Raw genomic sequence first — 22,441 nt, 5'->3', positions numbered from 1 at the left:
ATTAGATCTCGACTCGCGCCAGCTCGGGCGAGTTTCGCCGGGCCGTACTGCACGCAATGACGTGCATCTCCGACCCCAGCATCGTGGCCTGGGCGTAAGACCCTCCCTCGGTTGCCGCCAGGAGGGACTTGCACCGCTTCCTTCCGATGCGCGGAACCCATCGAACGTCCGCCGGATGAGTCGACGGCAGGTACGTCCTCCGCTCCATGCAGCGCATGGCTTCCTGCACCGCAGCAGTGGCGACAGTGTGGACCTCGTCCGACTTGACCCCTGTTATCACCCGGGTCAGGAAGATCGGCTTGCGTAGACCCTCCGGCTGGTACGTTGCCAGGATTTCGTTCACGATGTCCCGGTCCTCGTCCCGGTCCTCACTCGAAACAGAGATCGCTGTAATCGCCGGATCGGGTACAGGCGTTGAACCGAGGCTCGTCAGCAACAGTGCCGGGTGACCGAAATGAACGGAATCTACGTCAGGGCATGTTGTCGGCAGAAAGCTGTCCACCTTGTCAGGGATCTCCCAGATCCTGGGCTTCTCTCCGGGAACAAGCTTGACCTTCTGGGCGGCGAGCACCTTCCTGGTGATGTCCTCCTTTCGCATGGCGAACGCTTCCCCGGTGACGATCATCGTCCGAGAGGCAGCCGCCGCCTGAACCCTGGAAATCTGCATACCTCCTTCTTCAGCTCTCATCTAGTACGAACATCCATGCCGGTGGCGACAGCACCGGAAGGCCGAACTTTTCCGCCACACTTACCAACGCCCAGTCCCAGTCTGGATATGGATACGCGCTGGTGTCGGTCGCGTTGTACGGCTCCACGTACTTGACCCGGCCGGGTTCCTGGTCCTCCAGGCTCTCCCGGATCACCAGGAAGGCCATATCCTGGTCGTAGGCTCCGGCCGTCAAGAACACGACAGTTCCCGGGGTGAGATCCGATTCAATCTTCTCCCGCCGGTCCCAGTCGATCTCCTCGTAGACGTCGTCGGCGACCCGGATTCCGTATGCCGCATAGGCGGAGCGACTGATCCCCACTGCTGCCTTCCCCTCTCCTTGAGTACCGTTCGCGCCGGACTCACCGCCCTGTCCGCTCAGGCTCTTGTGCTGTCATGCCGTGGACGTCCCCTCTCGGCGCGACCTCGGACTTCCTCGCCGATCACGCACCCCGTTCCGGGGCCAGGGCGGACATGACGGCAGCCGTCAGCGGAGCGCTCTCACCGACCGTCAGGCTTGTGATCATCCGCAAGGCGGCAGCCCCCTGCACGCACAGCTGATGATGCGGGTCGATCGGGTCACAGCAGATCCATTCGGCGATGATCCGTTCTTCCGCTGCCTGCCGCAGCATCTCGCCGATGCGGCTATCCAGTCCGGCGGCGAGTGCGTCAACCGCCACGGTGGCCGCCTCCACGGGAGTCACCGGAGCCATCGCCCGGCTGCCGTCGGCGGCCGTGAAGTGCCGCACCATGCCTTGGTCCACGCGTTCGCTGACGGGCTGGTCATCGGGCCATGGCTGGGCGTACTTCTCGGCGAGGACTTCCGCGACATGGTCACGGAGGGCCTTGTTCACCACTTCCCCCTCCTTGGTCATCAGTTTCCGGGCTTCTCGGGTAGCTCGTCCACACAGGCCCAAGTCTCCAGAGCCTGCATGATGGCGTTCTTGTCCTTGTCGACGAAGATGCGCTCAGCGAGGGTGCGCGGCCGGTCGTCAGGTTCTTTGGGCAGCTCCGGCAGGACGCGGTTCATCCAGATTCCGCATCGGGTGCAGAAGCCGGAGCCGTTGCGGTACTGACGGCGCTCATAGGGTCCGTGCTGGCCGGGCAGGGAGCGGCTGCCGTCGCAGTTGAGATAGCGCTGAAACTGGGTCCAGCAGTTATCTTCCGCCTCCTGGATGGTCTTGCCTTCTCCCCGCAGAAAGGTGCCCGGGGGGAATGCTTCGAAGAAGGCGGTGCGGTAGTTGCCTTCGCCGGAGAAGACCACGCCATGGTCTCCGCCCTGGATTTCGATACGTTCGGGCCAGGGGTGCCGGGCCTCATGCTGAGTGTTCTCGATGATCCGGGTCATTCCCCGTCTTCCTCTTCCTGCTTGAGCTGGATCGGGGACTTCAGTTCCGACTCATTCTCAAACGGACCCTCGAAGGGTTCTACGATCACGTTCAACCTGGGGCCCTCCTTCGGCCCCTCATACATGTACGGCCAATTCACCGACCCATAACTCGAATGGAGCCAATCCCGATGGATAACCCGGAATCCGGTTGTGTTGAAATTCCCGAACTCGTCACGCAGACTGATTGACTCGCCAGTGTGAGGCGGGTGAAAGGTGTGCAGGTTGCCGTCTCCGTGGCGACCCTTCACCGATAGCCGGTCGTAGTGATACTTGCCATCTTCGGATGGTGTACGGACATAGAACGAGCAGATCACGGGATAGATCCGCATTCCATTCTGGATTTCGCTCTGGATTTCGTTCAGATTCACGTTTCATTCCCTTCAGGGATCGGGTAAGCGTCCAAACAGCCCACGTGCTCCATCGGCATGACCGGAGTGCCGCCGAGCTCCTTCGAGTGCAGCTCGTGGGTCTCCTCGGCGCTCATCGGAATCGCCTCGCCCGCCAGAAGGCGCCAGGCCAGCACCCTGAATACACCGTCCGGCGTGTCCCCACGGGACAGCAGCAGGTTTCCTCCGTCCGTGGCATGCAGGGCGACGGATGCCGCTTCAGCGCAGGCCAGTTCTGAGCCAGTCCCATAGGTTTCCTCACCATCGAACAGAGCGGTGAAGGTGCCGTAGTGTCCGCCCTTCTCGCCGGTCCGGGCGAGCGCGGTGACGGTGTACATACCATCATCGACGCAGGACAGCATGCGCCCTATCAGATCAGCGGCAGCCTGAACGGACTGCGGTGTGCACACATTTCCCCCTCATGCGTCTTCCACGGTGCGAGTGACCACTGTTGTTTCCCTGACCAACCGGTGTGACGTGGACGGGAGAGCGGTCATGCGGTACCACTCAAGGTGCTCTACGGCCTCTTCACGGCTGCGCATTTTCGTGGTGACCGGAACCCACTTCCCGTCGGATCCGGCTTCGATGAACCATTCGTCCACTTCAGTTATGACGGTCATTTTTCCCCCTTCCTTCGCCCGTGACTTTGGCGTAACCATCCTCTTTTGCGAAGCACTCCAGCCAGGCACAGACACGCATCGCCTCGATACTGGCCTCCGGCGGACTCATGTCCCGCTCCAGAGCCTTCGCCACGTAGTTTTCGACCATCTCGCGGGCCTCTTCGAGAGTGCGTGGCTTTTCGGGCCGCCGCTGGGCCGCGAGTGCCTGCTCCAGGCCCGAGTCATCCTCAGGCTGATCTGGTGCGGCCATCGCCTCGTCGAACACCTCGAACCCGGTGGAGTTTTCAGGGATGCGCAGAAAGTGCACGGGGTTTTTGCCGCGTCGCTTCCGGAGGTCGTCCATGAAACTCCGGGTGAACGATGGCGCGATGTAGACAAGGCGGTCCCTGTCAGCCTCCGCCCCGGACCACAGCAGGAAGCGGTCTGCCGTCCCCTCCAGGGACATCCCGGCCAGGTCGAAAACGAAGGTTTCCTGCCCGCGCGAGGTGTCGTAGCCCATCTGATAAGCATCAGGGCCCCCTTCGGTATACAAGGGGTAGCCCCGGTAGACGTCGGGGAGACCCGCAATCTTCGCAGCCTCCTTGACGGCGCCGTCAAGGTTGTAGGAAGTGAAACTGAAGCCTTCTTCAAGCATCGGGTGGGTCATCTTTTCCCCTTTCCGGTTCGGTTCTTCTCGGAGTATTCGCCGCCTGGCCTTCGATTGGGGATCTGCCACTTTGTGCCGTCCGTACGACAGGCCCCCAAGGTGACTTACGGCCGCTCGCGCTTACTCCGTTTTCCCGGTGGCATTCCTCAGGTATTCCAGCAGTTCATCCAGCTCCTGCGCGCTGGGAATAAGCGCGTCCGTGGTCCAGGCCGTGCGGATGAGGCGGAACGTTCCCCGCAGGCCGAGGCGGTCCTTGGATGCCAGCTCCAGCCCGCCGTCTTCGGTCGCCACCATGTGCGTGACACCGATGTGCCGGATGATGAATGGAACCCTCTCGCTGACCTTGTACTCGGTGTGCACCGGCCGGACATCCTGTCCGGGCCCCGCGTTCTCGACGACCCCCATGTCTTCCTCGTTGAGCCGGGTGAAGAAGACCATCGAAGCGTCTCCCCTGCTCCGCTTGGCCCCGAGCTCCCATTCGGGAATGAGGGTGCTCTGAAACCGGATGACCCCGGGCCTCGGCGGCACCTGGCGGGCGTACCCGGCCAGCTCCGTCCACCGTTCGATCAGATCCGGCTGCTTCAAGCGCAGTTTCGGCAACACGTACATCTTTGCTCCTCAGCAGCTCAGCGAGGAGTAGTACTCGTCCCAGAGGGAGGCGTAGTACTCCTCTTCCTGCGCCCGCTCTGCCGCCTCGAACTCCTCGGGGGTGCACTTCCCGCACGGCCACGGGGTGACCATCCGGCCTGTTGGGTAGCAAGCCGGGCAGACCCGGAAGCCGGTGCTGTGAATCTCGAAGAGGTCCGGCGGGTCATCGACGGGACGGTTGCAGGTGTGCTCCGTTGGGGTTGCTTCAACGATCTGACGACCGTGTCGGCATATCACGCCCCATGGCCGTTCGTCGTTCCGTTCGGCGATCTGCCGACAGATTCGATCGGGGCAGTCCTCGACCCGGCCTTCATGGTGGACCCGCGTGCCGACGCCGTTCTTCCGGTAATGCGCGTGGGTTGCGCCGTTCTTGTCGTAGCGCGAAGAGCCTCCGGCCCTCTTGTGACCGAAGCCTTTCCATCTGCCCGGCACGCCTTTCTCCTTCCGTCGCACCCTTATGTGCCGTCAGCTTCTCGATCAATGAGGGTGTGGTGCCCCATTGTCCTTGCCGGGCCAGTCGTGACCCTCTTCCTGTCCGCACCAGCACCCCGGCTGCGACAAGACATGACCGAGGTCGTCCCCGGGGCTTTCGGCAGGGCGGACGTTCGCCGACTGGGACCTGATCCCTGCCTGTAGAGCTTTGGCCTGCTTCCGGATATTCATGACAATCCTCCTGCTCGCCGTTCGTCGCCAGGAAGGACGCCGGGGAACTGCTCCTCCAGCCCCTTGGCGCACGCCTGGCAGCAATTCCATGTATCCAGCTCCGACCTGTCGAAGTGGTAGAAGCACCCCACGCACATGACCTGACCGGGCTTCGGTGCTTCACGGATCAGCCGCCACCCGGTGACCCGCTGGGCACCGGTACGCGTGATCCCCGTGGGGTGAAGTGAGGACAGCTTGATGGTCCGAAGGCGGCGATTCCGGTCCCGGCCACCCCGGCATCCCGGGGCGCTGACCCTCGCGATCCCCTTGTCGCGGTCGAGTGCATCTATGATCAAGTACAGATGCGCTCGCCTGTACGGATCGCAGGACTGGTAAACCTGGCCGCATCTGTGTACGAAGCTTTCCATCGCCTTCTCGCTCACTAGAAAGGAGGCTCCCCGTTGAAGACCACAGGATCGAAGCCCTCGCGTCGGGCGGCCTCCTTGCCTATCTTGTCGATGCGCTTCAGGATGCGCTCCGGGGCGCCGTCATCGCGGGCTTCCCGGTAGATACTGCCGACACTGGTCGAGCAGTTGCTGTAGCCTTCCGCGTCCTTCACGTACCGCTCGTAGTAGCGGTCGCTTGCCGTGAGGGCGCTCTGCGCGAAGACCACGATCCCCTCGACTGTCAGTCGGCTGCGCTCTTCGGGTGTGTAGCTGGTCAGGCGCTTGGCGAAGGCCCTCAGTTGCATGTATTCGCGGTAGTCTCCGCTGTACATTCCTCTTCTCCTTTCCTCTTCAGCTGACAGTCGGAGGGCGAACCGGGAGGTTCCAGTTGACCCAGCGTCCGTTTTCGGTCGATCCGATCATCACCATCGGGGGGCGGTCGGATTCGCGGGACTTGTCGGCGATCCAACCTGCGGTCGCATCCAGGATCGCTGCGCTGCCGAACTCGAATGGCTCCACAGTCAGATCGGACGTGCGTGCGTAGGCGCTGATGAACCGGTCCCAGTCGCCTGGACGCACAGCGCAGTAGAAGGCGTGACGGCGGTCGAGGGTGGCGATGCGAGCGAACCGGACACCGGGCGCCTCATTCGCGGTCTCCCCGGCCTTCCGGACTGGATCGGCCGGGCGACGACAGCAGTGCGTGTGCGGCGAATCATTAGCTGATTCCGTCATTCCCCTATCCTCCCTTTTGCGGACCGGGCAGTTCCTTCTGGAGCGCCGCTCGCCGGTCTTTCATGAGCTTCGCCATCTTGTAATGGTCAATCTCGGTGGCCCCGAGCCGGACCGCCTGAGCCCGCTTGCCCGGGGTGAGGTCGTAATGCCACCGGATTTCGTGATCCTGGAACCAGGACCGTTTCAGGCCGAGCTGACCGGCGAAAGCGTGCAGCTCTTCACGCGTGTCGGATGTGAGGTGACACCAGCGCGTGTAATAGAGCCCTTTCCGCCATGCCACGTATGTCCAATCCTGAATCTTGTCGACGTATACAGCCACGCCCCCCACCTTTCATGAAAGCCGCCGTGTTCGGCATCTAGCGGGAAATCCTCACCTGTACGCCATCCGCTTCTTCGTTGAGAATTTCGGCTTGGTAGGCGATGGAAACGAAAGCCGACTTCACCGCATTTGCGGTTGGCCGGGCGTTGACCCCCACGACCACCGAATTCTCCAGAGGGGTGACATCCCTCAGCATGAGGTTGATGTCGCCATTGGGGAACTTCCTCGTGATCGCATCTCTCGCCAGACGCCGGATCCTGATTTCCTCGTAAGGAATATTCATTCCCACTTCCTTCGCTCGTCTCCGTCGAGGATTTTCCGTCTTTCGGTTCCTCCACGGGTCCCTTTTGCAAGCCGTACCGCGTTTATCTACCGCGTTCGCCGTCCGGGGTATCGATGGGGACGAGCCCTCCGCCAGCGCTGATCATCACCCTCTGCTCCGGGTCGTCGATCAGGATGCACTGGACGATCGGCTCTAGATCACTGAAGAACGTCACGCCGGGAAGGCAGGTCTCCTTGAGGTTCATCACCGCTTCACGACTGACAGCATCCAGGTAGATACGCCTCGCCGTGCATACCTCTGCGTCTTCTTCGGCGCGGTAGGCATGCAGGCGGCCGTGGTCGAGGCACCACGAGTACAGGACGTTCACGTGGCCTCACCGAGGGCTTCCCGGGCCCGCTGGATGATCTTCGTGAGGGTGACCGTGCGGCGCTCCTCGGCGCCGGGGCCTTCGACGTCATCAAGGGAGATCACCCAGCGAGCGAAGTCGAGCAACGCGCCATACTGCCGGGGGCCTTCATGAGGAGCGGCACGCCAGTCAGGCCCCGCATCTGTCTCCATGTCATCCCAATCGACGGGGGTCACCATGTCTGTTTCCGCTTCCTCAGGGCGGGCGGGTTTTCCTTCCATCCGCCGGGCGAGGGCGATGAGCAGCGGCTGGCCGGTCATCCACCCGATCGGGTCCTCGTTGGCGCGCTCCAGCTCTGCATACTCGGCCTCGAACGCGTCACAGGCTACGTCTCCCGACGGCGAGGGCCCGAGAGTCATGTCCCACAGGCACTGCGTCAGATGCGGTCGCGCCTGACGCAGGAGGAACGAGTGGACGTTGGCGCAGTACGGGGCATCCATGTCGTCCAGGCGCAGAGTCTGCCGTCCGGCGTTGATCCAGATCTCGTCCTGATGGAGGAGTTCGGGCCAGCCCGGCGCCTCGTCGGTAACCATCAAGTCAAGCCACCCCCTTCTGAATGTCTGCGCGAGTAGATCGTCTGATGGCCGGGCTGCGGGTTTAGCATTCGCGGCCGTCGCCCATGCGGGACATGGCCTCCCTCATGGCCTCACGGACCCGCTCATTAATGTTCATGCCCCTCGCCAGCCAGGCGGCCTTGGTGACACTGCACGGCCAGGCGGACCCAGGGTGAACGGGGCACAGATCGTAGCCGCTTGCCACATCAGGGGGCGGGCATGGCTGGAGCAGTGCCGCGATGTCCTTGAGGTGCCCTTCGGCGCATCCGCCGCCGACACGGTGCATCTCCAGAACGTCGGCGTCCTCCGCCCGTATCGCGGCGAAGGCGTGCTCATCGCAGTGGGCAGCCCAACAGCGCCCCCCGTCGGCCCCCTTGGTGGCGACGTGCCAGGTGGCAACCTCGTCACATACTTCAGTGACCCCGAACGGTGCGTCCGTGGTCTTGGCGCAGTATTTCCGGTTCAACTCTCCCCGTCCTTTGCTTGTTGTTCAGCGGCCGTAGCGGGTCATGATGGTGGCGAGGACTGCGACCCGGATACGGTCATAGCCGGTGACTTTGCCGGATTGCTGCGCATACTCGGCGACAGCCCTCGCCTCCATGGCGGCGTCCCCGGCATGCGCTGCCGTCACGGCGAGCTGGAAATCCAGTGCGGCCTGCGCGCTGCGCACCGCCGAACGCAGCGAAGAGTCCAGGGCGCCAGCTTTCGGGCCACCGACCAGCTCCTGATGGGCCTTCGCCAGCGAACTGTCGGGGACCAGGTAGGTCAGATGAGCCTGACGAATGGACATCGTGCCGTCCGTGAGTCCCAGGACGTCGGGCACGCCCGCTTCGTCACGTGAACCGTTAGGGCAGTGGTCGCAGATCGCGCGAGCCAACGCGGAGAAAAGAGCGGCCACGCCGTCCTTTCCGTACTTGCTTTCCAGATCGGAGAAGTTCTTCTTCAGATTTTCGAACCCCTGAATGCGCGGGCTGTCGGGGTCCGTAGCAATCTCCTCAGCGATGGCACGGGCCTCCGCGAGCAGCATTTCCCTCTTCTCACCTCGCACAGGATGCCTCCCCGGGCGGCATGGCACCCTGGACGGCGTGGGCAACCTCGGTGATGGCGTCGGCATACTTCTGGTCGAGCTGCTGCACTTCAGGGGCCAGCCCACCGAAAGGAATCAAGCTCTTGTGGTGCGGGTTCGTGCGGGAGCGCCATACGGACCACGCGTCGTGCACGTCCTCCAGAGTCACCGCGCTTCCCCTGACGAAGGCCAGCAGGGTGTACAGGTCCAGCAACTCCCCATTCGCGTCCGGAATCTTCTGTGACAGTGCTTCGCGGACGCTGTCGACGTAGTTCTTGCCGTTGCCAATTTCCATCGCATTCTTCCCTTTTCCGTGCGTTTCCATAGGCCAGGGACGGCGATGGAAACGGTGTATGCCGTCGCGCCCTCATCGCCGTCCCCGTGTTTCCGTCACCTGGAAACACCGCCCTCAGCGCCAGATCTCCGGCCGTGAAGTACCGACCGTCAGCAGATCCGTCAGACCCGCAAGGCTCAACAGAAAACCCCGCCATGCCGGAAGTCGTTGCGCCTTCCTCGCGTGACGCCCCATCACCCCTCCCTCCTCCAAAGATCTGCCTACCGGGCCAGCTTGCGTATCAACTGGCCCAGCTCATCGATGTACGCCTGCTCGTCATGGACCGTGGGCCATGCCAGCATCGCCGGATGCCTGGCCAGACCGAGGGCCTTGCGGGTGGACTGGATCGCCAAATCTCGCATCCGCTCATCGATTTCCGGGATCATGTCCAGGCTCAGATCCTCTGCGTCGTCTGGCTCGCGGAGGTAGTAGTAGGTGTTACGGATCTTGTCAGCAACGACCGCACACGCTCCCAAGCCTTCCTGGAGGGTGTGCTCTGCGTCCGAATCCTCAACGGGGTCGCATGAAGCGAGACCCGCCAGAGCAGATGCGATGAACTTGAGGCGTTTCGCCGGGCTGGACATCATCGCGAGATTGTCCTTGAAGTCCAGCCCGGTGTCGTTATGAAGTGGACCCACTCCGAACGTTCCCATAAGTACCTTTCAGTCTTTTGCGAGACTCTGTCCGTACAGCCACAAAAAGAAAGTGATGAGGGTCATCAGGCCGACCACTATCAGGGGGGCGTGCCCCAACAGGATGCCTGCGGTCAGGGAAGCCGTTCCGAAGGTCGCCACCCCCAGCATGAGGTTCTTCCGGACGGCAGGTACGTTCACTCCTTGATCTCCTTCGCGATGGCCTTGGCCAGGTCTTCCGCGTTGGCGGCGCCCTTGATGTACGACCCGTACATGGCGAAGATGCCCGGGGTGCTCGCGATGATGGAGAGCATTTCGTGGTCGGTGAGCATCCCGACGGCGGCGACGGCCGCCCCGCCGAGGGCGACGATTTCGGCCTTGAAAGGCTCCAGCTCCTTGATGTTCATCTGTCTTCCTTTCCTTGACCCGAGTTGACCCCAAACCGCACACGCGGGTGTACGGCAAGGCGACGACTGGGGCAGGTCGTTCAGGCGCCAGTGAAGTCGGCGAGAATGACTCCGCGTGCGCCATCGACGGTGAGCCTTTCGGCTACCGCGTTCGATCGGTCCGCACGGAACCCGCTCATCTTCTTCTCTTCGCAGACGATACGCAGAGCCTCATCGGCATTCGCGGCGCGAACCAGGACGGTCTTGTACTCCTCGTAGTCCATTTGGTCGCTGTCGGTGCGCTTGACCAGCCAGAGCTTCACAGTATTTACCCCTTTTCAGTTGATGTTGCAGAACTCGATCGAGCCGAAGACTGTGCGTGATCCCAGTAGTTCACCGCACCTCCTCGGGCCACAGAATCTCCGGCTTGAACTTCACCGCCTTGCCGTTCACGACAGCCAGCCGCCACAGGTCAGGCTCGTAGCCCGTGTACTCGCCGACCCCTTCGAGGTATCCGGTAAAGGTGCGACCGGGGTAGAGGTCGACGATCTGCTGAAGATGCTCTTCGATGTGGTACGCCTTGTACGCGTCGGACCAGGATGGGATGATCTCGCTCGCCGTGCGCTTGATCAGTTCACCATCCTTGGTGTCCATCGACTGCTCCGTGACCCGCAGCTTGACGTCGGGGTCCCTCGTGATACCCCTCCCTGAATTCAGGCGACCCGGAAGCTCCTGGATCTCGCTCCAGTTCAGTGGTGGATCGATACGGATCTCACCCGAGATATATGTCCCCATCTCATTCCCCCTTCGGGTTTGTTGTCGGCTAAGTTACTACCGGGGCAACCGCAGGCGGGGCAGGTGGTGCATTCGACGTCGAGGCCGCCTGTGTCTTCCGGGTTTTCCGTCACGCGTACGACTGTGTTCTCGGTGACGAACCATTCGTAGCCGTAGTCGACGACGATCAGACGGCCAGGCACTCCGTTCAGCACCTCCCGGCCGTTCGGGTAGACGGACACCACAACGCCCGCCATTCCCTTTCCGTTGGGATCTGTGATGTCGACGTACGCCCCAATGAGGCCATCGAGGAGATCAAGGTCCGTCCACGTGTTGCCGACATAGGCTCGATGGCTGTCGAAGTGTCCGCGTTCCTTCTCGCAGGGCCAAGGGTGGTCATGGTGCTCTGCATGACAGGGGATCACCACACCGTGCTCCCGGAACGCTGCGACGATAGCGGCGTCATCCTGGAACATACCCAGAGACTCGCCCTCGGTGTCCCACCCCCGGTCCACGAGGGACCCGATCAGCGCCGAACAGACGGCCCTCTTGAGCGCGTCATCCGCCCCGCCGTCGATGAGGGCCTGGGCTACCGGGTCAAAGACCTCGTTTCCGCTTGCCCAGCCCATCAGATCACCTCGCTTGTTTCGGCTGGCCGCCCTGTGCGTTCGGTGCGGCCACCCCTCTTCAGGGCGTACGACTCCTTGGCGATGGACGCGAGATCTTCCAGGAACTTCTCGGCGATCTTCGGGTAATGGTTCTCGCCGGTCTCTTCACTGCACTTGATGTTCTTATGGAGGTCGCAGTCCAGAGTGGCGATCAGGTGAACGAGGGCCCGCTCCACCGATGCGGGATGAAGCCGCAGCATCTCTTCCTTGTGCTTCTTGCGCTGAGCGAACGCCTCCCGCGCGGCCTGACCGATCCCGAAGTGCAGGTCGTCAACGTCTTTGCGGAGCTTGGCGTTCTCGTCGGAAATGGCCTTCATTGCGGCATTGAGCGCTGCGGCACTGGGATGGTTCGGAGCCGACTGACCGACAGGGCTCCACAGTATGGCGGGCGCCATAACCGGTTCGACCTGAACAGCTTCGACCTCGTCTTCCTCACCCCAGGGGTCGTGTCCTTCCTGAGTTTCGGTTGACGGCTCCTGGTAGGAGACCTTCCAGAACTGGCCTTCATGCCGGAAAATCACATCCCAGACGGAGTGCCATCGCCGGTCTTCGACGTGTTCCCAGTGAACGACGAACTTGTTCCCGCGTCCGGGCGAGATCCTGTTGTCGTTGAGCCACGTCGCCTTGAACGTGCGTGTGGGCACGTCTCCTCCTTCCGGGGGCATCGGCCGAAGAACTTCAACCGATGCCGTTGTCTGACATTGTATGACACCAACTCATGCCCGGTCAAGGAGAGTTGGTACGTTTTGCCCCAGGTCGGAGCAATGTGGAAACGCGCCTCTTCACTTCCATCGCGGCCACTGGCCATACATCAGGAAGCAGCCACACGCGTAGAGAGCAACGCAGGTCACACAAAAACACATTGCCGCAATCAGATCGCGAAGCCCCTCTTTTCGTTTCGACATCAGGCGTCCGCATCCATGAGTTCCGACCGCGAAACCTCACCCTGTGCGACGAGCGTCTGGATGACGTGCTCGGCGAACCGCTCGCCCATCCCCCTCATGTCGAGCAGGAAATACCTGAGCCCCTTGACGCCTTCTTCGCGGAGAACCGGCTCAAGATCCTTCAACGCGCCAATGTTGTGACGAAGCAGCACACTCCTGGTGTGCGACCCGATGTACCCGGACCCCAGCTCCGTCAGGACAGGAAACGCCGCATCCCGGCGCGCCGCATGGGGCGCCGCCGAGAGAGGGATCCCGCTCTTGCTCCGACAAGCCTCTCCGGAATCCGCCTTGCATGTCGGACAGGAACGCCTTCGGATCTCCTCGGGATAGTCCACCCGGTCCCTCACCTTGACTGGCCTGCACTCCCTGGGTCCGGTCTGGACTCCAAGGGTCCGCAGGACACGGTCCGCAAGTCCGTGACCCATGCCCCTCATGCCCATGAGATCAGCTTTGAGCCGATCGGGTCCGCCGTTGTTCAGAATCGACGCAAGTTGCGACAGAGTGGTGATTCCGTTACGTCGCAGCACAGTTGCTGTCCTTGTCGCCACGGAGTCACCACCAAGCTGACCTTCGAAACTCCGGTCTACATGACGCGAAAAACCATCCATGCCTTAACTCCTTCGCTCTTCAGTTCACTGGCTCACTATGCCGCCAAGTCGTCCTTGTAGAGCGTTCGCATACGGGACCGCCGACCCTCCAGGGTCTCCGCAATGTCGGTGTCGATACTGTCCTCGGACTGGAGGATCCACCGTTGCACCGGGGACTTCTGCCCCGGCCGGTACAGCCGCCCCTCGGCCTGCTCGTTGATCAACGCGCTCTCGCTGGGCGCGGCGATGATCTCGCATCGGCACGCATACTGCATACCGTCGGTCCCCTCCGACATGGATGCCGGGTGGGCGACCAGGATACGAACATCCCCCCGGATGAACTCCGCCTTCAACGAGTCACGTTGAGAACCAGTCGGCACATCGCCCCAGTACTTGGCGACGCCAGAGATGGACCGATCCCTGTTCAGGCTGGACACGGCCATGCGCGCCCACTTTGCGAAGGGTGCCCACACAAGTACGCGCTCCCCGTCCGGGAGGTCCGCGATGATCTCCTTCACCGCCGCGAGCTTCGACTGGTCACCCTTTTCGTTGAAGTCGATCTCATCCCGCTCATGGAAGTCTTCGAACTCGATACCCTCGTCGTACTTCTGAAGCTTCTCCACCACCTTGAAGAGACGCGCAGAATCCAGAGGCTGACGATCCTCTGCGAGGCTGTCGTTATACACCTCCAGGAATTCCTGCTGTCCGGCTCCAGCATGCTCGGTCCGGTAGTGCAGCCAGGCTCGGGCAATCTGCTTTTCCGGAGCCGACAGATTGTAGTAGACGCGTTTGATCACTTCGCTTACCTTCAACTGCCCGAGGGCCGCCTGCCGGAGACGGATCCTCTGCGTAATCGGCAGTGGGGTGCCTACCGGGTGGTCGTCCAGCCAGGCAAACGCCTGTTGCTCGAAGTCGTCGTACTGCTGTCGCTGCACCTTGCCCATGGGGACCTTGACGATCCGTTGGATCACCTCCGGCAATTCGATGCCGATGTCCTCCGTCCGATGCCGGACCCCACAGGGGATCGCATCCCAGATCGCGCCGGGATTCAGCTCCCCCCCGATCTTATTGATCGTCTTGGTGTGGGACACTTTCTCGGGTTCGATGTGCAAATATTCCTCAGCCCAGTCCCAGAACCTTGGGTACTTCTCTTTCCAGAGCCAGTTGAGGATCGACCAGGCTCCTTCTTCCTTGTTCCCGCTGAATGTGGCAGAAATTGCCAACTTGTGATCAGCTTTAATGAGTTTCAGGATTTTAGTCTGCGCGGAGTTTCGGTTCGCGATACGGTGGATCTCATCCCCGATCACCAGATCGAATACCCCTACCCGGCCCCATGGGGGAACGGTGCCGTCCTTCATGGCCTGCCGGATGGCAGCCACCGTCAGCTTCGGCTCCTTGGTGGCAGCACGGCTGTGCGCGGCCTTCGTCTCGATGTCTACCCGGCCTCGCATCGCCTCCCATCCGATCAGCGTGACCCCCGGCTTCTTCGCGACGAGGATCTTCCAGGATTCAGGATCGGACTTGTGAGTTCCGGCGATTCGCAGGTAAGGCGAATTCTTCAGGCTCGGAAACTGTTCGGCGAACGTATCTCTCCACTGCCCGAGGGTGTTCACGGGCGCGACGACCAGTACGCGGGGGACGCGGCCCAGTTTCAGTTGGCGGACCCTTTCCACTCCCTGGAGCGTCTTGCCGGAACCGAGTCCGGAAGCCAAAAGACCAGAGGAGTCGCGAGCCAGAATGCTCAACGACTCCTCTTGGTATGCGCGCAGTTTCTTCATATGTCAGTCGGCCTTCATTACGTCCAGGAGGGCACGGAGCTTGTCCGTGGAGATGTCCGAGCGTCGATTGGCGTCGATCTTGATTCCGGCAGCCAGGAGTCCGTCCAGAAGTTCCTGTCGCTGCTTCCGCTCGTCGTACTGCACCTGCGTATAGAGTCGGCAGGGGGAGCCGCACGCGTCCACCTCAGCGCCCGTTTCACGGTCGAACTTCCGCCGCATCTCGGAACCATCTGTGTCGTTGACATAGATGTACGAACGGCCGACACGGGACACAGTGACCGGCTGGTTGCCGCGAAGTCGATTGCAGCCGACCAGGATGAGCGGGTCACCCTTCCTGATTCCTTCAAGTCGAGTCACGCCCAGCCCCTCTACTGGCTGCTGATGCCGGTGTCGGCATCCCCGTCACCGGTCGCCGTGGCGCTGCCGGTGTTCTGTGCGTGAATCGAACCGGATGACCCCTTGCGGGACTTGAGGAACGCCTTCAAGTTGCGCTGCGCATACAAACGGCTCGACAGGCTGTCACTGGAGACAACGCAGTCCAGCGTCACCCATCCGTGCCGGATGGCATGGCTGCCCTCCTGCGGGATCTCGAACGTCCAACCGAGGACACGCGAGAACGCGCTCCTCACTGGAGTGAACTGCCTGGCCCGGGGGTGGGTCTTCTTCGCTGCTTCCTCGTGCGGAACGTTGCTCATGATTGCCTTTCAGATACCGAAGACGAGGACTGTGATGCCGGACATGGTCAGAACGAAAACAGACAGAACAGAAAGGGCAGCCACGCAAGCAGGCGCGGCTGCCACCCCGAAGAAGGCCCACCAGCCGAGGTAGGCGCCGATCCCGGCAACAACGCCGAGGGGCACGCCAGGCTGTAGGACGGTCTCCATCAAGCGCCCTTCCGGCTGATCGCCGATACGCCGTCGTTGATGAGCCGCCGGGTTGCACCGATGCGCATGAGTCCGATGCCGGACGCGGCCACCGTGAAGAAGGTGGCAGCGAAGACGAACTTGTTGCCGGTCGCTGCAACGCTGATCACGGCCAAGGCCAGTGCTACGCCAAGGATCGCGCAGTCGTGCTGGACCAGGTGCTGATCCCGGTCGGTCATGAAGTTTCCCCTTCGATGGTCAGGCTGACATGTCAAACAGGAGCTGGTCGCTGTGCACCTGATCCATGTGGACACGCCGGTTCTCGGTGATGCCGTCGTCCACGGACTTCCAGTGTCGCGCGGCCTTCTCTTCGTCGAACCCCAGGCGCTCCGCAACCCATGTCCGCAGAGAGGTGAGCTGAGCGTCACTCCAGACCCGCCTCTCCTTGCCGTCGAGCGACTTGATGACGGCACACGGGAGGATGAATCCCTCCGGCTGGCTCTTCACCCAGTTGTTGATGGTGGTGGCCGTGACGCCCAGGTAGGCGGCGACGTACGGGGTGTTGCGCAGAGTCTGCATGATTTTCCCCATCTCCTGCGAGTTTTTCGCAGGTTCTGGTGCTACTTTAGCACAGGGTTTTCGGTTAGCAAGAACCCAACAGCGAAGCCCCCAACACCAGTTGGGGGCTTCGCAAAAACAGATAGATCAAGAAGCCAGCGGGGTTTGCAGTCGTCGGCCCGACTCCTCCGGGTCGTCGATGAAGTGCACATACGGGAGCGACTTGCTCGCCAGCGGCACCACCGGGGTCGGCTCCTCCTTCGCGGTGTTCAGCGTTTCTGCCTCGTGCGTCACGTCGATCACCGTCAGGATCCGCATCATGGACATCGGCTCCGACAGCCAGAACGTGACCAGCATGCCCTCGGCCTTCACCCGGCGCCGGTCCGCCATGTCTCCGACCTGTGAACTGCGGTTCCGGGGACTGATGGCCGCAACCGCCTGAATGGCCCCGTCCACTCGGTTGCACAGTTCTGGGTCCAGGCCCTCCATCTGCCGGTGCGCCGCATCGGTGTACTGAACCCGGTATCCGCCGGGGGTCTGTGCCTGAATTTCCACCACATCCGTCTCCACGTCGTTCTGCGGAGTCTTCAGTGTCGCAGTTTCGGAGTCGGCGACTGTCGATGAAGCCTCACTGACGCCGCCGATCCCATCTGGATCCTCGGCAGGGCCCGATGGGTCCTCAGGTGGCTCCTCCGCCTCTTCCGGCGTGACATGAACTGCCTCGGCGGACTTCAGCTTCCCGTCCTGGAACTTGACCCGGAACGTTCCCGTGGTTTCCGAACGGGTCAGCGAAGCCGGGTCCGAGGCGACCTTGACCGTGTCCATCATTCGTCCGCTCCTTCCAGTGCGGCCAGCAGGCTGCGCAGCGTACCCAGATCCCATGATCCGGGATCCCTCATGTCGGAGTAGTACCGCACAGATTCTCGCAGGAGGACAAGTTCTTCGCAGGTCAACCCTGTCAGATCGTACGTTTTTGTTGTGGAGATTTCTGCCATGTTCGTCCCCTTTCCATCGAAACGCCGCAGTCTTGCCTGGTGGGTTCTGAGCTACCGCTCATAGTCTGTCGGCGACACCGGGTCCGTGCGACAAGAAAAAACCCCGCCCGGAAGGGCGGGGTGGCATGAGAACCGTACGGCATTCCGTGACGATCCGCGAAGGGATCTGCCGTACGGTTCGGCAGAGGTGACAGGATTCGAACCTGCGACACTCGCTTTAGGAAAGCGCTGCTCTATCCCCTGAGCTACACCCCTCTTTGGTGAGCAGTTGGTTTCCCGGGTGCTCAGCCGGGCCTGCGGATCTTGTCGTTTGAAACGGAAGTCTGCCGCAGGTCATACTCATCGCGTGGGCGTGGCTGGATTCGAACCAGCACTGACTCGCCTTTATCTCAGCGATACCTCTCTCCAGTTGGGTTACACGCCCTTGCAACTCACTTGCATCCAGGTAAGCGCGGGTGTCGCTACTACGACACAGAGGATCTTGCATCCAGGAGAACCCACCACGCGGGTGTCACTGGAAGTTGGCCTCCTCTGCCTCCGGGTAAGGGTTCCGGAGGGAGCCCGCCGTGCGCCTGGCTGGACTCGAACCAGCGACCAGAGGATTAAAAGTCCACCGCTCTGCCAACTGAGCTACAGGCGCTCGATGTTTAATTGTTTCGCGCCCCTGACAGGATTCGAACCTGCGCCCGGATTTCTCCGTTAGGTGGCGGGATAACGCGCTTCCCTACAGACCCTGCGAGAGCCATTCGGTGCATCCGGTAAACCCATTTCCACCATGCCGCCGCTCCGTTTTTCGGCCGCTCTTCCTCTGAGCTACAGGGGCTTGTGTTCCGTCAAGGAGTCCCGACGCCGCCCTCGACTGCATAACAGGACTTCCGTGGATCCGGCAAGAATCGCACTTGCGGCCTCCCGTTTTTCAGACGGGCGCTCTTACTGACTGAGCTACAGATCCATGTGCCCCATTGATTTCGGTTCAGGCGGGGCCCACCCTGTTGCATCTCCTCCTGGGATGGGGTTGGAGAAGTACTCACCAGACTTTCTCACCGCCACCGAAAGGCCGCCGGGAATGTGTACAATCGGTGACGTTTCCCAAAGCCTGCGCTCGTGACCGGACTTGAACCGGCGACCTCCGCCTTGACAGGGCGGCACTCTAACCAGCTGAGCTACACGAGCTTGCCCCTGGGGGGCGTTTCTCTTGGCCGGAGCTACCCTCCAGGGGTGTCGGCACATTGAGGAATCGAACTCAATGGCGACAGGAGAGGTGACGGGACTTGAACCCGCAAGGTGGTTTGGCAGCACCACCGCCAACGTTTGCCAATTTCGCCACACCTCTCATCCAGGCTTCCGGAGGCCGTACACCGTCCAGGCTCAGGAATGAACCAGAGCGGACCCCCGGAAACCAGTCGGAGTGGCCGGATTCGAACCGGCGACCACCTGTTCCCAAAACAGGAGAGCTACCTGACTGCTCCACACTCCGAAGAAAATATTCTATACCCACAGGGATGGCGAAGATGCATACTTCTTCACGGCATGGTTACTGACGCCGTACTTCCGCGCCACACTCCTGCACGAAACTCCGCCTCGTGCGGCAATATACTCCTTTGCCGCCTGCGTGACATTATCCAAAAATCGTTCACGCTTTTCTCTTGCCTCGGCATCGCTTTCCCAAGCTTCCAGAATTTCCTCAATCTTGAAGCCACGTCGAGCGAACATGTACTTACGAATTTCACCTAACACTTTGATGGCCAGTTCGCCTCGAACGGTCCAGGAGTAGACAACCTTCCAGTGCTTCTTCCCTGGCTCTCTCCTGTAGAACGAACCGCCAAAAAGATGCTCAAGTTCTTTGATCACGTCCAGGTCGGTCATTTGGCAAGTTATGACAGGATAGGCTTTAGTGCCAGTTTTGATCATGAAGCACCCTTCGCTCTCCAAGATCCCCGCCGCACGAGCCACCCTGAATTCCCTGTCCAATCTCCCACCTTCAAGGCGACTGCGCCATATCCCGTTGCACTGTCAGGAATCCCGGCAAGGGTTCTTGCCGCCTTGCCGGGTCTCCATCAGACGCTTTTAGCGTACCATCAACTTCGATTCCTGTCACCCAAGTTCGGGACACCCGGAACCTGTTACCGGAAATCTGCCAGAGAGCGTATCGACTCCTTAGGCACATTCCATGTGCGGATTAGGTTCTCGTTGTGCGTGTTCAGGTAGCCGTGGCCGCGAACCCAGGTCTCGCGAGGGAGCTTGTGCGGGAAGACGCCACAGTCCTCGCCAAGGGCAACTTCCGTGTTTTTCCGCGAGTTCACTCGCAGGCAGAAGCTGTAGTCGAAGTTCGCCCGGATCAGGTTGGTGATACCAGGAGCCGGGCCGCCCGTGATGGCGTACTGCGTGGACCAGATCATGATCTGCTCACGGGTGCGGGCCTGTGATGACAACCTGATCAGCTTCTGCTCGACCGGAACATCGTCGTCATCCGGGTCGAACTCCTCGTCGTCATCCTGAACCCTCCCCCGCCGCTTGTCCTCGGCTTTCACGATCGCAAGAACGACCTGCCCCTCGTCCACAACGAACAGCCTGCGCGGGCCGAGTGAAAGATCCCACGAGCCGATACCTTCGCGGCTCATGATCTTCTTACGTCGGATCATCTCGGCGTATTCCAGCTCGATCGCGTCAATGATCTCGTCGTCGTCCACGGCAACCGGGACCACGCCGCGCCATTCCGTGGCGTCCTCACCCTTGCCGTCCACAAAAGCCGACACCATGTGCTGGGGGTCGACCACCGCACGCGCCATGACCGGCCGAGTACTGCGTGACTTACCTGATCCGGACGACCCGGAGAACAGGATGCGCTGATCCCATGGGACGTCGATTTCCTCCCCCGTGATCGTGTCCACGCCGAGCGAGGTGATCCCGGGATGCCACAGCATGTCCATGGTGTCGGTGATGCGCCGGGTCCGCACCGCGATCTGCGCACGGGTCCCCCGGCCTCCGGACACGACGTCCAGCAAGTCCGAGTCCAATACGTCAAGAATGATGCGAATCCGTGGGATCTGCTTCTTCAGTTCATCCAGCGTGGTTTCCCCGTTGAGGGAAATGTCGGCCACCACGCCTGACTCGGTCACGGAGGCGGACACAACCTCCGTACCGTTCATCCGGTACTTTCGTGCACGCTGGTTCCAGTAGTCACCACTGAAGCACTTGAGGAGACGTACCTCCTCTTCTGTTGGAATAATCTTCATCATGCTCTCAATCCTTGCACAGAAAAGCCCCCTCCGTTAAGAAGGGGGCTTTTCGCCTGCTCGTTCGGACCTCACGCCGTGTTACTGATTCCCTCTATACGCGGAAGCGCTTCCGATGCCCAGGGGACGCCCTTCTCCGCCATGAAATGAACGTAATAAACAAGACGCTCCAGCAGCTTCCGGCCATCCACGCCATGAAATGCCTGCAAGCCGGACAGTATCGCGGCCATATTCAGCAACGCGCTTTCCGACAGGCCCGGAAGCCGATGGTCAAGCGCATCCGCGTACTGAGCAACCCGAACGGGCAGGCCATCCGTCACCGCTTCCGCCACGACCACCGCGTATTGGACCTGGCACTCCGGTCGGCGAACCCCTCACTGTGATCCTCGATGGACCGCTGACTCCTCCGCCGCCGACCCAGCGACTCGGAGGAGTCGCGGATTCCCTCATACGCCCTCGTCGCGGCATCCATGGGACCCCCCGTCACCGCAGGAGCCTCACCGGCACTCGGAGTGGACGCCCTGGAAGCCGCCTTCCTGGCCGCCTTGGCTGACGCGGACTCGAACGAGCCGCCCTTCTTGGCAGCGAGCCGCCTCGCCTTCTCGTAATCGTTCATGCTCCTCTTCCCCTTTCCGTGGGAACAAGACGGCGCGCAGTCGGTTGTGCCGACTGCGCGCCGTCTGTTTTCTCTGTACAGGCCCCACCCGGGCCGCGTTTGCCCCCTCAGAGATCGCCGACCTCAAGGCCGACGACCTCGGTCCCCCTGGGGATGTCCTTGAACCTCTGTGTGATGTTCAGATCTCCATCCGGGGTGATCTCCACCGACTGCCGCACGCCCGGCTTCATCGGCTTGACCGTGAGAGTCACGCCGCTGTCCACGTACACGACACGATCCAGATACGGCATGGCCTCCTGGAAGTGCGCGTTCACGGCCTGGATGACGTCACCCTTGACCGGCGGCATCGGGCAGCCGATGATGACGCGGCGGCTGATGCCCTTCAGGTACCGGACCGCCGCCTCCAGGCTTCGCATCGGCAGCGAACCGGCCTCCAGCGCCACGGTGTCCAGATTCTCGTTGTCCAGAGCCTGAACGATTTCCGCGAAAGAGCCCGCCCGGGACTCCTCGATCAGGGTGTAGACGCCGAAGCGGGCCGCCATCTCGCGGATCTCCACGTTCGGAACCTGGCCCGGACCGCACACCAGCAGCGACTCGCCGTCCCTCAGATAGAGGGCGACGGCACGCTTGAACTGGGCTGCGACGTGCTTCACGCGACCTCGTCCTCGGGGACGGCGGCCAGCGAGGCGGCGCCCTCCGCCGCCTCGTCCGGCTCGGAGGTGGCGCCCTCCTGGCCGTCCTTGCCGGACTCGGTGATCCGCGCGGCGATGCGGCGGGCCTCCTTCAGCGACAGGTCGAACTTGCTGCGGAGAGCCTTGGCCGGGTCGGTCTTGAGCAGAACGGCCGCGTCGTAGACCGGGCGGTACACGGTGTCGATCAGCGCGTCCTCCACTCCGACCGCGAGAGGGTTGCCCGCCTCGACCCGGGAGCGGTGCAGCGCCTCGGCCTCGGCCTCGATCTCCTCCATGGTGGAGCCGGGGAAGGCGAACAGCATGCCGACGCGGAGATTCGCGAGGTAGGTCAGCTGCTCGTCGGTGGCACCCGGGTGGCTGTCGGCCAGCTCGGCGGCGATGGTGCCGCGCAGGTCGCGCAGGTAGGCGCCGTTGGTGTCGTCGTTGTACAGGTTGGTGTTGTCGAGGTTCATCGTCTTCTCCGTTTCCGTTTTACACTTACGTGCTCTCGACGCTGGCGGTGCCCGGGTTCCGTACCGTCCGCCAGCGTCGGGT

Annotated in this window: 39 protein-coding genes and 7 tRNA genes; all 46 read right to left on the bottom strand. The window is 61.8% G+C overall.

Annotated features, from left to right (window positions below):
- Nucleotide 1 precedes the first annotated feature (1 nt).
- Nucleotides 2-667, bottom strand: a complete 666-nt coding sequence (locus tag IEJ02_RS12030) for a hypothetical protein (RefSeq protein ID WP_191064805.1) — start codon at nucleotides 665-667, stop codon at nucleotides 2-4.
- A 10-nt stretch (nucleotides 668-677) separates the two neighbouring features.
- Nucleotides 678-1,028, bottom strand: coding sequence for a hypothetical protein (locus IEJ02_RS12025; protein ID WP_191064804.1), 351 nt, complete (start codon nucleotides 1,026-1,028; stop codon nucleotides 678-680).
- Nucleotides 1,029-1,149: 121 nt separating this feature from the next.
- Complete coding sequence (locus IEJ02_RS12020) at nucleotides 1,150-1,581, bottom strand: hypothetical protein (RefSeq protein ID WP_191064803.1); 432 nt, start codon at nucleotides 1,579-1,581, stop codon at nucleotides 1,150-1,152.
- The gene (locus IEJ02_RS12015) at nucleotides 1,581-2,054 is read right to left on the bottom strand and encodes a hypothetical protein (RefSeq protein ID WP_191064802.1); all 474 of its coding nucleotides are present in this window, start codon (nucleotides 2,052-2,054) and stop codon (nucleotides 1,581-1,583) included. Before IEJ02_RS12015 ends, IEJ02_RS12020 begins: the two co-directional genes overlap by 1 nt.
- Entirely contained in the window at nucleotides 2,051-2,464 is a 414-nt protein-coding gene (locus tag IEJ02_RS12010) for a hypothetical protein (protein WP_191064801.1), read from the bottom strand. Before IEJ02_RS12010 ends, IEJ02_RS12015 begins: the two co-directional genes overlap by 4 nt.
- The gene (locus IEJ02_RS12005; protein ID WP_191064800.1) at nucleotides 2,461-2,820 is read right to left on the bottom strand and encodes a hypothetical protein; all 360 of its coding nucleotides are present in this window, start codon (nucleotides 2,818-2,820) and stop codon (nucleotides 2,461-2,463) included. The genes IEJ02_RS12010 and IEJ02_RS12005 overlap by 4 nt, the downstream gene beginning before the upstream one ends.
- A gap of 81 nt (nucleotides 2,821-2,901) precedes the next feature.
- Nucleotides 2,902-3,102, bottom strand: a complete 201-nt coding sequence (locus IEJ02_RS12000) for a hypothetical protein (protein WP_191064799.1) — start codon at nucleotides 3,100-3,102, stop codon at nucleotides 2,902-2,904.
- On the bottom strand, nucleotides 3,086-3,748 hold the full coding sequence (locus IEJ02_RS11995) for a hypothetical protein (RefSeq protein WP_191064798.1): 663 nt from the start codon (nucleotides 3,746-3,748) through the stop codon (nucleotides 3,086-3,088). Before IEJ02_RS11995 ends, IEJ02_RS12000 begins: the two co-directional genes overlap by 17 nt.
- A 120-nt stretch (nucleotides 3,749-3,868) precedes the next feature.
- Nucleotides 3,869-4,357, bottom strand: a complete 489-nt coding sequence (locus tag IEJ02_RS11990; protein WP_191064797.1) for a hypothetical protein — start codon at nucleotides 4,355-4,357, stop codon at nucleotides 3,869-3,871.
- Nucleotides 4,358-4,366: 9 nt separating this feature from the next.
- Nucleotides 4,367-4,828, bottom strand: a complete 462-nt coding sequence (locus IEJ02_RS11985; RefSeq protein WP_191064796.1) for a hypothetical protein — start codon at nucleotides 4,826-4,828, stop codon at nucleotides 4,367-4,369.
- Between the two features lie 652 nt (nucleotides 4,829-5,480).
- Nucleotides 5,481-5,816, bottom strand: coding sequence for a hypothetical protein (locus IEJ02_RS11980; protein ID WP_191064795.1), 336 nt, complete (start codon nucleotides 5,814-5,816; stop codon nucleotides 5,481-5,483).
- A gap of 19 nt (nucleotides 5,817-5,835) precedes the next feature.
- Nucleotides 5,836-6,216: a hypothetical protein gene (locus IEJ02_RS11975; RefSeq protein ID WP_191064794.1), complete on the bottom strand. Its 381-nt coding sequence runs from the start codon at nucleotides 6,214-6,216 to the stop codon at nucleotides 5,836-5,838.
- Between the two features lie 4 nt (nucleotides 6,217-6,220).
- On the bottom strand, nucleotides 6,221-6,535 hold the full coding sequence (locus IEJ02_RS11970; protein ID WP_317985775.1) for a DUF4031 domain-containing protein: 315 nt from the start codon (nucleotides 6,533-6,535) through the stop codon (nucleotides 6,221-6,223).
- A gap of 37 nt (nucleotides 6,536-6,572) precedes the next feature.
- Nucleotides 6,573-6,818 carry a hypothetical protein gene (locus IEJ02_RS11965; protein WP_191064793.1) on the bottom strand — a complete coding sequence of 82 codons (246 nt, stop codon included), beginning with the start codon at nucleotides 6,816-6,818 and terminating at the stop codon, nucleotides 6,573-6,575.
- Between the two features lie 82 nt (nucleotides 6,819-6,900).
- Nucleotides 6,901-7,185 (bottom strand): hypothetical protein, encoded by a 285-nt coding sequence (locus IEJ02_RS11960; protein ID WP_191064792.1) that lies wholly within the window; start codon nucleotides 7,183-7,185, stop codon nucleotides 6,901-6,903.
- Nucleotides 7,182-7,757 (bottom strand): hypothetical protein, encoded by a 576-nt coding sequence (locus IEJ02_RS11955; protein ID WP_191064791.1) that lies wholly within the window; start codon nucleotides 7,755-7,757, stop codon nucleotides 7,182-7,184. Before IEJ02_RS11955 ends, IEJ02_RS11960 begins: the two co-directional genes overlap by 4 nt.
- Nucleotides 7,758-8,268: 511 nt before the next feature.
- Entirely contained in the window at nucleotides 8,269-8,805 is a 537-nt protein-coding gene (locus IEJ02_RS11950) for a hypothetical protein (RefSeq protein WP_191064790.1), read from the bottom strand.
- Between the two features lie 10 nt (nucleotides 8,806-8,815).
- The gene (locus IEJ02_RS11945) at nucleotides 8,816-9,139 is read right to left on the bottom strand and encodes a DUF7701 domain-containing protein (RefSeq protein ID WP_191064789.1); all 324 of its coding nucleotides are present in this window, start codon (nucleotides 9,137-9,139) and stop codon (nucleotides 8,816-8,818) included.
- Nucleotides 9,140-9,399: 260 nt separating this feature from the next.
- Nucleotides 9,400-9,831 carry a DUF4259 domain-containing protein gene (locus IEJ02_RS11940; protein WP_191064788.1) on the bottom strand — a complete coding sequence of 144 codons (432 nt, stop codon included), beginning with the start codon at nucleotides 9,829-9,831 and terminating at the stop codon, nucleotides 9,400-9,402.
- Between the two features lie 9 nt (nucleotides 9,832-9,840).
- Nucleotides 9,841-10,011 carry a hypothetical protein gene (locus IEJ02_RS11935; RefSeq protein ID WP_191064787.1) on the bottom strand — a complete coding sequence of 57 codons (171 nt, stop codon included), beginning with the start codon at nucleotides 10,009-10,011 and terminating at the stop codon, nucleotides 9,841-9,843.
- On the bottom strand, nucleotides 10,008-10,217 hold the full coding sequence (locus tag IEJ02_RS11930) for a hypothetical protein (protein WP_191064786.1): 210 nt from the start codon (nucleotides 10,215-10,217) through the stop codon (nucleotides 10,008-10,010). The genes IEJ02_RS11935 and IEJ02_RS11930 overlap by 4 nt, the downstream gene beginning before the upstream one ends.
- Before the next feature lie 80 nt (nucleotides 10,218-10,297).
- Nucleotides 10,298-10,519, bottom strand: a complete 222-nt coding sequence (locus IEJ02_RS11925; RefSeq protein ID WP_191064785.1) for a hypothetical protein — start codon at nucleotides 10,517-10,519, stop codon at nucleotides 10,298-10,300.
- A 70-nt stretch (nucleotides 10,520-10,589) separates the two neighbouring features.
- Complete coding sequence (locus IEJ02_RS48455; protein ID WP_223863696.1) at nucleotides 10,590-10,991, bottom strand: DUF6205 family protein; 402 nt, start codon at nucleotides 10,989-10,991, stop codon at nucleotides 10,590-10,592.
- Nucleotides 10,946-11,599, bottom strand: a complete 654-nt coding sequence (locus tag IEJ02_RS11915) for a hypothetical protein (protein ID WP_191064783.1) — start codon at nucleotides 11,597-11,599, stop codon at nucleotides 10,946-10,948. The genes IEJ02_RS48455 and IEJ02_RS11915 overlap by 46 nt, the downstream gene beginning before the upstream one ends.
- Nucleotides 11,599-12,282, bottom strand: coding sequence for a hypothetical protein (locus IEJ02_RS11910; protein WP_191064782.1), 684 nt, complete (start codon nucleotides 12,280-12,282; stop codon nucleotides 11,599-11,601). Before IEJ02_RS11910 ends, IEJ02_RS11915 begins: the two co-directional genes overlap by 1 nt.
- 260 nt (nucleotides 12,283-12,542) lie before the next feature.
- A complete protein-coding gene (locus tag IEJ02_RS11905; protein WP_191064781.1) occupies nucleotides 12,543-12,917 on the bottom strand; it encodes a zinc finger domain-containing protein in 375 nt (124 codons plus the stop codon).
- Between the two features lie 308 nt (nucleotides 12,918-13,225).
- A complete protein-coding gene (locus tag IEJ02_RS11900) occupies nucleotides 13,226-14,947 on the bottom strand; it encodes an SNF2-related protein (protein WP_191064780.1) in 1,722 nt (573 codons plus the stop codon).
- 3 nt (nucleotides 14,948-14,950) lie between these two features.
- The gene (locus tag IEJ02_RS11895; RefSeq protein ID WP_191064779.1) at nucleotides 14,951-15,304 is read right to left on the bottom strand and encodes a beta barrel domain-containing protein; all 354 of its coding nucleotides are present in this window, start codon (nucleotides 15,302-15,304) and stop codon (nucleotides 14,951-14,953) included.
- Between the two features lie 11 nt (nucleotides 15,305-15,315).
- Nucleotides 15,316-15,642, bottom strand: coding sequence for a hypothetical protein (locus tag IEJ02_RS11890; protein WP_191064778.1), 327 nt, complete (start codon nucleotides 15,640-15,642; stop codon nucleotides 15,316-15,318).
- A gap of 9 nt (nucleotides 15,643-15,651) precedes the next feature.
- Nucleotides 15,652-15,834 carry a hypothetical protein gene (locus IEJ02_RS11885; RefSeq protein WP_191064777.1) on the bottom strand — a complete coding sequence of 61 codons (183 nt, stop codon included), beginning with the start codon at nucleotides 15,832-15,834 and terminating at the stop codon, nucleotides 15,652-15,654.
- Nucleotides 15,831-16,049, bottom strand: a complete 219-nt coding sequence (locus tag IEJ02_RS11880) for a hypothetical protein (protein ID WP_191064776.1) — start codon at nucleotides 16,047-16,049, stop codon at nucleotides 15,831-15,833. Before IEJ02_RS11880 ends, IEJ02_RS11885 begins: the two co-directional genes overlap by 4 nt.
- 19 nt (nucleotides 16,050-16,068) lie before the next feature.
- Nucleotides 16,069-16,389: a hypothetical protein gene (locus IEJ02_RS11875; RefSeq protein ID WP_191064775.1), complete on the bottom strand. Its 321-nt coding sequence runs from the start codon at nucleotides 16,387-16,389 to the stop codon at nucleotides 16,069-16,071.
- A gap of 126 nt (nucleotides 16,390-16,515) precedes the next feature.
- Complete coding sequence (locus IEJ02_RS11870; RefSeq protein ID WP_191064774.1) at nucleotides 16,516-17,196, bottom strand: hypothetical protein; 681 nt, start codon at nucleotides 17,194-17,196, stop codon at nucleotides 16,516-16,518.
- Nucleotides 17,193-17,363, bottom strand: a complete 171-nt coding sequence (locus tag IEJ02_RS11865) for a hypothetical protein (RefSeq protein WP_191064773.1) — start codon at nucleotides 17,361-17,363, stop codon at nucleotides 17,193-17,195. The genes IEJ02_RS11870 and IEJ02_RS11865 overlap by 4 nt, the downstream gene beginning before the upstream one ends.
- Nucleotides 17,364-17,545: 182 nt before the next feature.
- A tRNA-Arg gene (locus tag IEJ02_RS11860) sits at nucleotides 17,546-17,618 on the bottom strand.
- Between the two features lie 92 nt (nucleotides 17,619-17,710).
- A tRNA-OTHER gene (locus tag IEJ02_RS11855) sits at nucleotides 17,711-17,787 on the bottom strand.
- A 143-nt stretch (nucleotides 17,788-17,930) separates the two neighbouring features.
- Nucleotides 17,931-18,003 (bottom strand) — tRNA-Lys (locus IEJ02_RS11850).
- 238 nt (nucleotides 18,004-18,241) lie between these two features.
- Nucleotides 18,242-18,315, bottom strand: a tRNA-Phe gene (locus IEJ02_RS11845).
- 147 nt (nucleotides 18,316-18,462) lie between these two features.
- A tRNA-Asp gene (locus tag IEJ02_RS11840) sits at nucleotides 18,463-18,536 on the bottom strand.
- Nucleotides 18,537-18,619: 83 nt separating this feature from the next.
- A tRNA-OTHER gene (locus IEJ02_RS11835) sits at nucleotides 18,620-18,696 on the bottom strand.
- A gap of 70 nt (nucleotides 18,697-18,766) precedes the next feature.
- Nucleotides 18,767-18,840, bottom strand: a tRNA-Pro gene (locus IEJ02_RS11830).
- An 11-nt stretch (nucleotides 18,841-18,851) separates the two neighbouring features.
- Nucleotides 18,852-19,229, bottom strand: a complete 378-nt coding sequence (locus IEJ02_RS11825) for a hypothetical protein (protein WP_191064772.1) — start codon at nucleotides 19,227-19,229, stop codon at nucleotides 18,852-18,854.
- 257 nt (nucleotides 19,230-19,486) lie between these two features.
- Nucleotides 19,487-20,602, bottom strand: a complete 1,116-nt coding sequence (locus IEJ02_RS11820; RefSeq protein ID WP_191064771.1) for a hypothetical protein — start codon at nucleotides 20,600-20,602, stop codon at nucleotides 19,487-19,489.
- A gap of 68 nt (nucleotides 20,603-20,670) precedes the next feature.
- Complete coding sequence (locus IEJ02_RS11815; protein WP_191064770.1) at nucleotides 20,671-20,931, bottom strand: hypothetical protein; 261 nt, start codon at nucleotides 20,929-20,931, stop codon at nucleotides 20,671-20,673.
- 391 nt (nucleotides 20,932-21,322) lie between these two features.
- Nucleotides 21,323-21,868: a hypothetical protein gene (locus IEJ02_RS11810; RefSeq protein ID WP_191064769.1), complete on the bottom strand. Its 546-nt coding sequence runs from the start codon at nucleotides 21,866-21,868 to the stop codon at nucleotides 21,323-21,325.
- Nucleotides 21,865-22,359: a hypothetical protein gene (locus tag IEJ02_RS11805; protein WP_191064768.1), complete on the bottom strand. Its 495-nt coding sequence runs from the start codon at nucleotides 22,357-22,359 to the stop codon at nucleotides 21,865-21,867. Before IEJ02_RS11805 ends, IEJ02_RS11810 begins: the two co-directional genes overlap by 4 nt.
- Nucleotides 22,360-22,441: the final 82 nt, after the last annotated feature.

It is taken from the genome of Streptomyces sp. 5-10 (assembly GCF_014712245.1).
GTDB lineage: Bacteria > Actinomycetota > Actinomycetes > Streptomycetales > Streptomycetaceae > Streptomyces > Streptomyces violaceusniger.
Note: the sequence above shows the minus strand (reverse complement) of the source record. Positions and strands in the feature narration are given on the sequence as shown.

Bases quoted from the DNA above. Each gene is read 5' to 3' on its own strand.
- IEJ02_RS12005 (WP_191064800.1), bottom strand. From the start codon at position 2,820: ATGTACACCGTCACCGCGCTCGCCCGGACCGGCGAGAAGGGCGGACAC.
- IEJ02_RS11805 (WP_191064768.1), bottom strand. From the start codon at position 22,359: ATGAACCTCGACAACACCAACCTGTACAACGACGACACCAACGGCGCC.
- IEJ02_RS11865 (WP_191064773.1), bottom strand. From the start codon at position 17,363: ATGGCAGAAATCTCCACAACAAAAACGTACGATCTGACAGGGTTGACC.
- IEJ02_RS12030 (WP_191064805.1), bottom strand. From the start codon at position 667: ATGCAGATTTCCAGGGTTCAGGCGGCGGCTGCCTCTCGGACGATGATC.
- IEJ02_RS11890 (WP_191064778.1), bottom strand. From the start codon at position 15,642: ATGAGCAACGTTCCGCACGAGGAAGCAGCGAAGAAGACCCACCCCCGG.
- IEJ02_RS11875 (WP_191064775.1), bottom strand. From the start codon at position 16,389: ATGCAGACTCTGCGCAACACCCCGTACGTCGCCGCCTACCTGGGCGTC.
- IEJ02_RS11945 (WP_191064789.1), bottom strand. From the start codon at position 9,139: ATGGAAATTGGCAACGGCAAGAACTACGTCGACAGCGTCCGCGAAGCA.
- IEJ02_RS11995 (WP_191064798.1), bottom strand. From the start codon at position 3,748: ATGACCCACCCGATGCTTGAAGAAGGCTTCAGTTTCACTTCCTACAAC.
- IEJ02_RS11915 (WP_191064783.1), bottom strand. From the start codon at position 11,599: ATGGGCTGGGCAAGCGGAAACGAGGTCTTTGACCCGGTAGCCCAGGCC.
- IEJ02_RS12015 (WP_191064802.1), bottom strand. From the start codon at position 2,054: ATGACCCGGATCATCGAGAACACTCAGCATGAGGCCCGGCACCCCTGG.
- IEJ02_RS11980 (WP_191064795.1), bottom strand. From the start codon at position 5,816: ATGTACAGCGGAGACTACCGCGAATACATGCAACTGAGGGCCTTCGCC.
- IEJ02_RS11940 (WP_191064788.1), bottom strand. From the start codon at position 9,831: ATGGGAACGTTCGGAGTGGGTCCACTTCATAACGACACCGGGCTGGAC.
- IEJ02_RS11820 (WP_191064771.1), bottom strand. From the start codon at position 20,602: ATGATGAAGATTATTCCAACAGAAGAGGAGGTACGTCTCCTCAAGTGC.
- IEJ02_RS48455 (WP_223863696.1), bottom strand. From the start codon at position 10,991: ATGGGGACATATATCTCGGGTGAGATCCGTATCGATCCACCACTGAAC.
- IEJ02_RS11900 (WP_191064780.1), bottom strand. From the start codon at position 14,947: ATGAAGAAACTGCGCGCATACCAAGAGGAGTCGTTGAGCATTCTGGCT.
- IEJ02_RS12000 (WP_191064799.1), bottom strand. From the start codon at position 3,102: ATGACCGTCATAACTGAAGTGGACGAATGGTTCATCGAAGCCGGATCC.
- IEJ02_RS11950 (WP_191064790.1), bottom strand. From the start codon at position 8,805: ATGCTGCTCGCGGAGGCCCGTGCCATCGCTGAGGAGATTGCTACGGAC.
- IEJ02_RS11955 (WP_191064791.1), bottom strand. From the start codon at position 7,757: ATGGTTACCGACGAGGCGCCGGGCTGGCCCGAACTCCTCCATCAGGAC.
- IEJ02_RS11965 (WP_191064793.1), bottom strand. From the start codon at position 6,818: ATGAATATTCCTTACGAGGAAATCAGGATCCGGCGTCTGGCGAGAGAT.
- IEJ02_RS11870 (WP_191064774.1), bottom strand. From the start codon at position 17,196: ATGATGGACACGGTCAAGGTCGCCTCGGACCCGGCTTCGCTGACCCGT.
- IEJ02_RS12020 (WP_191064803.1), bottom strand. From the start codon at position 1,581: ATGACCAAGGAGGGGGAAGTGGTGAACAAGGCCCTCCGTGACCATGTC.
- IEJ02_RS11975 (WP_191064794.1), bottom strand. From the start codon at position 6,216: ATGACGGAATCAGCTAATGATTCGCCGCACACGCACTGCTGTCGTCGC.
- IEJ02_RS11930 (WP_191064786.1), bottom strand. From the start codon at position 10,217: ATGAACATCAAGGAGCTGGAGCCTTTCAAGGCCGAAATCGTCGCCCTC.
- IEJ02_RS11880 (WP_191064776.1), bottom strand. From the start codon at position 16,049: ATGACCGACCGGGATCAGCACCTGGTCCAGCACGACTGCGCGATCCTT.
- IEJ02_RS11825 (WP_191064772.1), bottom strand. From the start codon at position 19,229: ATGACCGACCTGGACGTGATCAAAGAACTTGAGCATCTTTTTGGCGGT.
- IEJ02_RS11990 (WP_191064797.1), bottom strand. From the start codon at position 4,357: ATGTACGTGTTGCCGAAACTGCGCTTGAAGCAGCCGGATCTGATCGAA.